The following is a 6948-nucleotide window of genomic DNA, read 5'->3' as shown; positions in this document are numbered from 1 at the left end:
TCCTGGGCCTCGCGCAGCTCGGCGGCCAGCCGCATCGCCTGGTCGAGCCGGGCGGCGCGCTCGCGGGCGAAGAGGTTCACCACCCACGCGGCGACGCTCGGCTTGCGCAGCGCGCGGATCGCCGCCGAGAGTGCGGGGTCGCCGGCGTCCTTCGCACGTGCGTTGCGTGTCGCGATGAAGTCGTCGGGCGCCCCCGCGTACAGCTCGGCGGCGATCTTCTCGAGGTCACCCGCTTCGCTCATGCGAGCGACCCTACCGCGCGGGCGGTCAGTCGTTCTTGGTCGCCTCTTCCGCCGCGCGCATGGCGGCGTCGCCCTCCTCGGGTGATTCCGCGCCGGCGCTCGCCGCTGAGTCGTCGCCGGACGCCGGTTCGCCGTCGGTCGTCGGCATGTTCTGACTGTCGAACTGGCCGTCGGGCACCGCCGCGCCGGGCGTCTGGGAGTCGCCGTTCCCGGCACCGCCATCCTGAGGGGAGTCTGCGGCCGCGTCGTCGTGCAGGTCGTCGGGGTTTCCGTCGTGATGAGTCATGATCCGAGTGTCAGCCGCTCCACCACGATCGGGGCAGGGCCGTGACGGCCGGCACCTCGAGGAGTATCATCCGCGTCGATCCGACACCACCGGCTCCGCCGCCGCCTGCGTCCGATCGGGCACGCGACGCACGTCCATCAGTGCCAGCATCCCGCCCGCCACGAGCCCGCCGAGTCCCCCGAGCACCATGTCGCCGATCGTGTCCTGATAGCCGACGTGGATCTGATCGCTGATGTAGACCGACCCGAACCACTCGATCATCTCCCAGACCGCGCTGAGCGCGAGGGCGATCATCGGCACGAGCACCAGCGGCGTCCGCGGCGGGGTTCTCGCGGTGATCGCGGCGACGCCGGTCCGCGTCAGGATCTCCGCCGTGATCACGGCCAGGACCGCGGTGCAGGCGAAGTGCAGCGCCAGATCCCACCACCAGATCGCCGCGTACAGATCGAACACGTTGCTCCACGCCGCCGCGAGAACGATCGCGCCGGCGGCGGCGTCGAACCAGGCGCGCATGCCCAGCATCCGCGGCAGCATGAGCGCGGGCAGGGCCAGCGCCGCGATACCGGCATCCGTCGGCTGCAGCAGGATGGCGGCGGCGATCACACCCAGGATGCCGATCACGCGCAGTGCATCGGCCGCCCACTCGGCCGCGGTGCGCGGCGGTCGCAGGAAGTCCTCTTTCATGCGGCCGCCTCTGGAAAACGCAGAACGGCCTGCACCGGCAGATGGTCCGACGGGGAGCGCCTGCCGGGGGTGCGGGCGTTGATCCCGACCGCACGCACCCGCACGTCCGGCGTGGTCAGGATCCAGTCGAGCTGCCGTGCGCCGGTGCGCGGGCGCCGGTATCCGGGATAGGTGCCCCACCGCGGCCCGGTCCTGCGCTCCGCGCCACCCCAGCTGTCCACCAGAGCGCGTCCGGCCTGCAGCGCGCGCATGGTCGTCGAGCCGGCACCGGCGTTGAGGTCGCCGGTGACGACCGCAGGCAGCCCGCGCTCGGCCACGAGCCGACGGATGGCGAGGGCCGAACGCCGCCGCGACGACGCGGAGACGGGGTCGAGATGGGTGTTGATCGCGAAGAACCGCGTGCCGCTGCGGCGTTCGACGAACTCGGCCCAGACCAGGATTCGCGGGATGAGATTGCCCCATCCGATCGATCCCGCCCGGTCGGGCGCATCCGACAGGGCGCGCTGCCCCCAGTCGCGCAGCTCGAGACGCGTGCGGTCGAACAGGATCGGAGTCCCCTCGCCGCGACCGCCCCGGCCCGTGCCGATGGTGCGATGATCGGGGCCGAGCGCCTCGCGCACGAGCGGCATGACACGCGGCATGGCCTCCTGCAGACCGATCAGCGTCGGACGCTCCGACGCCAGCAGCTCGTGCACGGCGGGAGCGCGCCATGACCACCGGTCGGCACGACGGCGCAGCAGGCCGTCGGCGGCGCGGCGGATGTTGAAGGTCATCACGTGCACGTCGGGCGCTTCGCGCGGCCCGACCAGGGCATCTGCAGGCTCATCGGGTTCGGGGGCAGCCATCGTCACCCGTCCCACCCCTGCTGCGGCGTCTCGCACGTCTCGCGGAACACGAACTGCGACGGATGCTTGCGCTGTGAACTCGACCAGTCGATGGCGGGACGCCGCTGCTCGGCGGGCAGGTAGCCGAGGCGGTACACGGCCATCAGCTCGAGGTCATCGGGCACGTGCAGCAGCTCGACGATCTCGTCCCAGCGGCCCGGCGCCTCCATCGGGAACGAGATGAACTGGATGCCCATGCCGAGTTCCACCGTGGTCAGCCAGATGTTCTCCATCGCCGCGCCCATGCTGAACACCGAGTAGAACGACGACAGCTCGCCGGGGCGGTACTCGCTGCGATCGAGCATCACGCCGAGCAGCAGCGGCGAACCGGCGACGAGTTTGGCGTTCTCGGCGCCCAGAGTCTTGGGCACGCCGAGCGAGTTCATCAGCTTCTGGCCGCGCGAGGTGAACACCTGGCTCGTGAACGGGCGCAGCAGCGCGGGCAGTTTGTCGAACAGCATCCCGCTGCGCTTCTGCTCCATCTCGGCCTCGCTGAAGCGGAAGTACGGCTTGTAGCGCTCGAAGAACGTGCCGTTCGACATCACCTCGGTCATGCTCTCGCCCGAGATCTGCGCGATCCGCTGGATCGTCTCGCGCTGCTCGATCACGACGAAACGCCACGGCTGGCTGTTCAGCTGCGACGGAGCGCGGCTGGCCGCCTCGATCAGCAGCCGCTGGTGCTCGTCGCTGACGGCGTCGGGCAGGAACGGCCCGTTCGTGGTCTTGCGGCGGCGGATGACGTCGAGGAATTCCATGGTGCTCCTATCGGCGGGAGATGACGACGCCGGCGGCGATGAACGGCGCGGCGGTGAGAGCTACGGCGGGATGCCGGCGGGTGTGCGTGCCCGCGTACGGGATGACGGCGAGGGGAACCAGCGCGGGGGCGAGGGCGAGGGCAGCCCTCCGGTCGCGGCGGATGCCGGTGACCAGCGCGAGGAGCGTCGTCGAGACGGTCGCGATGTACATCGCGTGGTGCACCCAGCGGAACCGCCTGGTGTCGACGAGTCGGGTCGCGACGGCGGCTCCCAGCGCGCAGGTGGCGGCGTAGCAGAGGCCGGATGCCAGAAACGCAGCCGCCGCCGGGCGTCGGTGCCCTCGTGCTCGCCGCCTGCGTGTCATGGGATCAGCACATCACGCCGCGCGTATTCGGCGCGAGGGGTTGCGCGCGGGGCATCCGGCGCCCACACATCCGAGGGAGGGGAACACGCCGAGGTAGGCGGATCGGGCCCGAATTCACCTGCTCTCGCGTGTTCTCCTGCGCTCAGTGAGTCGGGTCGCCGGCGGGAAGCGGGTCCGCGGGTTCGGCGGGGTTGCGCCGGATGCCGATCCACGACACCACACCGCCTGCGGCGAACAGCACAGCGGTGACGATCACGGCGCTGTGGAAGCCGTCGAGGTCGAGCGACCCGCCGACGATGGTCGACAGCAGCGCGACCACCAGCAGGCCGGCGACGCGTGAGACCGCGTTGTTCACGGCCGACGCGATGCCGCTGCGACGCTCGTCGATCGCGCCGAGGATCGCCGAGGTCAGCGGGGCGACCGTCAGGGCGAGGCCGAGACCGAGCACGATCATCGACGGCAGCACCTGCCACCAGTAATCGAAGTCACGGGCGACCGTGAGCAGCAGCAGAGACCCGATCGCCATCAGCAGCGGGCCCGCGGTCATGAACAGGCGCGGCCCGAGTCGCCCGGCCCAGGCTCCGGCGCGCGACGACAGCAGGATCATCAGCACCGTGACCGGCAGGCTCGCGAGCCCCGCCGCTGTCGCGCTGAGCCCCGGCCCCTGCTGCAGGTAGACACCGATCACGAAGCCGTTCAGCGACAGCGCCGCGTACACGAACAGGGTCGACACATTGCCCCAGCCGAAGTTGCGCACCGCGAACATCGACAGGGGCAGCAGCGGATGCGCCGCACGAGCCTGACGCCACAGGAAGACGGCGAGCAGCGCCACGCCCGCGGCTCCGGGCATCCAGATCCCCGGGTTCGACCAGCCCAGCCGCTCCTGCTCGATCAGCGCGAAGACGACCGCGCCCAGGCCGAGCGCGCAGAGGATGCCGCTCGTCCAGTCGACCCGCACGTCGCGCTCGTGCTCGGGCAGATCCAGCCGGCCGAGCAGCACCAGGGTCGCCGCGATCGGCAGCACGTTGATCAGGAAGACGAACCGCCACGAGAGCAGGTCGACGAACAGACCGCCCATCAGCGGCCCGACCAGCTGTGCGGCGGTGGTGAACGCCGTCCACACGCCGATCGCGCGCGACTGCAGCTCGCCGCGCATCGTCGCGGTGATCAGCGCCAGCGAGCTCGGCACGAGCAGCGCGCCCGCGGCGCCCTGCGCAGCGCGGGCGATGATCAGCACCAGCGGGTCGGGAGCCGCTGCCACGGCGACCGACGCGATGCCGAAGGCGATCAGGCCGATCCGCATCACGCGCACGCGGCCGTAGGCGTCCGACAGCGACCCCGCCAGCAGGATCAGCGCGCTCAGGGTGATCAGGTATGCGTCGACCACCCACTGCTGGGTGGCGATGCCGCCGCCCAGCTCGCGGCTGATCGCCGGCAGCGCCACCGTGACCACCGTTCCGTCGAGGAACGTGACGAACGAGGCCAGCACGGCGACCGCGACGACCAGTCGCTGCCCGGTGTCGAATGCGGGCACAGGGGTGAACGAGGACACAGGCCGACACTACTCTTGCCATCGACCTGCGGCACGAGCAGGCGTACCCTGGCCGCAGGCGGGACGACCTGCCCCGTCTCGACCCCCGGCGAGAAGCCGACGACCCAGACGGAGCGAACCATGGATTCGATGATGATGGACGCGATGGCGTCCGAGATGAAGACGTCCGGCATGGAGATGATCGACATGGCGGTCATGCAGGCCTGCATCGACGCGTGCGCCGCGTGCGAGCAGGCGTGCACGGTCTGTTCGACGCAGATGATGGACTGCAGCGTCGCGTGCATGAACTGCGCCGACATGTGCGGCACGATGATGCGCTCGATGCTGCGCATGCAGGGCATGACCGCGCAGGCGATGATGTCGATGCTCGACGCCTGCATCGCGATGTGCCGGATGTGCATGGACGAATGCCAGGCGCACGCCGAGAACAGCGACGTCTGCCGGATGTGCGCCCAGGCGTGCAGGGCGTGCATGGACGCCTGCATGGCGATGCGCGACGCCATGACCAAGATGGCTTCCTGACTGACGCTGCTCCTGGGCCCCTGAGCCTGCCGACTCCTGGCCCCTGAGCCGGCGGCTCCCGGGCCCCTGAGCCTGCCGAAGGGTCAGCGCGCGACGTTGTAGAGCACGCGGCCGACGGCGAGCACGTCGTAGTCGGCGTGCAGTGCGACCGGCGTGCCCGCGGGCGCTTCGAGCGCCGCGCCGCCGGCGCTCCACACCGAATGCGCGTCGCCGTCGAGGGTGCGCAGACGAAGAACTCCGGATGCCGCATCCGCCGCCTCGACGATGGCATCCGCCCAGCCGAGCGGCGTCGCCGACGCCATCCGCGCCTGGATCAGATGCAGGGCGTGACCGGGGGCGTACGACGAGCAGACGTCTCCGTGGTCGCACATGCACGCCGCACGCTCACGCACCTCGAGGGGCGAAAAGCGGGTGGGCGGCGTGTTCACGGTGGGTCTCCTCACGATCGGGTTCACCGAGAATACGTCCGGCTCCGGCGAGCGTCGAGAAGAGCCGACACGGGGCGACACAATGCCCCGCTCCGCCCGCGGGCGTCAGCGCGACTGGGCCTCGACGATCGCCCTCTCGAGGTCACCCGGGCCGGTGAGCGCGACCATCCGCCCGTCCACGAAGAACGTGGGCGTACCCTCGACGCCGAGGAAGGTGCCCTCGGATCTGTCGCGTCGCACGCGTTCGGTGGTGGCCGGGTCGGCGACGGCCTCGTCGTAGGCCGTCATGTCGAGGCCGAGCTCGTCGGCGAGCGCGCGGAAGACCTCGGGGGTCGGTTCGGCGGCTTCGCCCCACTCGGCGAAGGTCTCGAACAGCCGGTGGTACATCGCCTCGAACTCGCCCTGCTGCCCGGCGGCCTCGGCGGCGAGCGCCGCGGGCATCGAGTTCACATGACCCGGCAGCGGGAAGTACCGCACCGCGTAGGTGATCTGCCCGTCGTACTTCTGTCGCAGCTGCTCGACCTCGGGGTACACGGCGCGGCACGCCCCGCACTCGAAATCGAGGAACTCCACCACGGTGACCCCATCCCGCCCGCCGTCGTCGAGAACGTGCGACTCCTCGCGCAGCACCTGCGGCTTCGGGTCGTTCTCGGACTCGGCGCGCTGCGCGACGGTCCACACGAGCACACCGATCAGCAGCACCATGACCAGGCCGCCGGTGATGATGACGGCCTTGACGGAGTTCTTCATGCCTCGATCCTGTCAGCTTCCGCCGACGGCATCCCGTGCGTGGGCGAGCGCCGATGCGGCGAGTGCCCGCGACAGTCGCTCGAACTCTCCGGCACTGCGCTCGCCGGGCCAGTCGTCGGGCAGCAGGGTTGCGGGCAGGCCTGGGTCGACGTAGGGCAGCACCCGCCAGCTGTCGATCAGGCGGACGTACGCGGCGAACGGCTCGGCCTGATCGATGCCGTCGAGGGATGCCAGGAACCGCTCGTGTTCCGCGCGCAGTGCGCCCAGGTCCCACCAGCGCGAGGCGGCGTCGGCGAGGGGCTCGGCGGGCACCGGATCGCTCGTGCGGAACAGGGTGGCGTAGGCGCGGGCATCCAGCTCGGCCAGCAGCTGCTCCGCCTCGTCGGACAGATGGCCGGGCAGGATCCACAGCCCCGCTGTGACGGCGCCCGCGCCCAGGAACTGCAGCCGGCGGCGCAGCTGATGTCTGAGGTCGCGACGC

10 protein-coding genes and 1 pseudogene are annotated in these 6948 nt (G+C 70.8%); 1 reads left to right on the top strand and 10 read right to left on the bottom strand.

Annotated elements, in window-relative coordinates:
• The 7 genes and pseudogenes from RT309_RS11565 to RT309_RS11535 form a co-directional block, all read right to left on the bottom strand.
• Positions 1-242, bottom strand: a pseudogene (locus RT309_RS11565) (hypothetical protein); the annotation flags it as partial.
• A 25-nt stretch (positions 243-267) separates the two neighbouring features.
• The gene (locus RT309_RS11560) at positions 268-528 is read right to left on the bottom strand and encodes a hypothetical protein (RefSeq protein WP_313357197.1); all 261 of its coding nucleotides are present in this window, start codon (positions 526-528) and stop codon (positions 268-270) included.
• Between the two features lie 66 nt (positions 529-594).
• On the bottom strand, positions 595-1212 hold the full coding sequence (locus RT309_RS11555) for a DUF2238 domain-containing protein (RefSeq protein ID WP_313357196.1): 618 nt from the start codon (positions 1210-1212) through the stop codon (positions 595-597).
• The gene (locus RT309_RS11550; protein ID WP_313357194.1) at positions 1209-2057 is read right to left on the bottom strand and encodes an endonuclease/exonuclease/phosphatase family protein; all 849 of its coding nucleotides are present in this window, start codon (positions 2055-2057) and stop codon (positions 1209-1211) included. The genes RT309_RS11555 and RT309_RS11550 overlap by 4 nt, the downstream gene beginning before the upstream one ends.
• 2 nt (positions 2058-2059) lie before the next feature.
• The gene (locus tag RT309_RS11545) at positions 2060-2851 is read right to left on the bottom strand and encodes a nitroreductase family protein (protein WP_313357193.1); all 792 of its coding nucleotides are present in this window, start codon (positions 2849-2851) and stop codon (positions 2060-2062) included.
• Between the two features lie 7 nt (positions 2852-2858).
• Positions 2859-3215 (bottom strand): hypothetical protein, encoded by a 357-nt coding sequence (locus RT309_RS11540; protein ID WP_313357191.1) that lies wholly within the window; start codon positions 3213-3215, stop codon positions 2859-2861.
• A 142-nt stretch (positions 3216-3357) separates the two neighbouring features.
• Complete coding sequence (locus RT309_RS11535; RefSeq protein WP_313357190.1) at positions 3358-4767, bottom strand: MFS transporter; 1410 nt, start codon at positions 4765-4767, stop codon at positions 3358-3360.
• Positions 4768-4887: 120 nt separating this feature from the next.
• Here RT309_RS11535 and RT309_RS11530 point away from each other — a divergent pair, with 120 nt between their 5' ends.
• Positions 4888-5289, top strand: coding sequence for a hypothetical protein (locus tag RT309_RS11530; protein ID WP_313357188.1), 402 nt, complete (start codon positions 4888-4890; stop codon positions 5287-5289).
• Between the two features lie 83 nt (positions 5290-5372).
• Here RT309_RS11530 and RT309_RS11525 read toward each other — a convergent pair whose 3' ends face one another.
• From RT309_RS11525 to RT309_RS11515, 3 genes are all read right to left on the bottom strand, one after another.
• Positions 5373-5717 (bottom strand): hypothetical protein, encoded by a 345-nt coding sequence (locus tag RT309_RS11525; protein WP_313357186.1) that lies wholly within the window; start codon positions 5715-5717, stop codon positions 5373-5375.
• 105 nt (positions 5718-5822) lie between these two features.
• Positions 5823-6467: a thioredoxin domain-containing protein gene (locus RT309_RS11520; protein WP_313357184.1), complete on the bottom strand. Its 645-nt coding sequence runs from the start codon at positions 6465-6467 to the stop codon at positions 5823-5825.
• Between the two features lie 12 nt (positions 6468-6479).
• Positions 6480-6948 (bottom strand): PaaX family transcriptional regulator C-terminal domain-containing protein (locus tag RT309_RS11515; protein WP_313357182.1); only part of this gene is annotated, 469 nt, incomplete at its 5' end.

This window comes from Microbacterium sp. (assembly GCF_032084865.1).
Lineage (GTDB): Bacteria > Actinomycetota > Actinomycetes > Actinomycetales > Microbacteriaceae > Microbacterium.
Note: the sequence above shows the minus strand (reverse complement) of the source record. Positions and strands in the feature narration are given on the sequence as shown.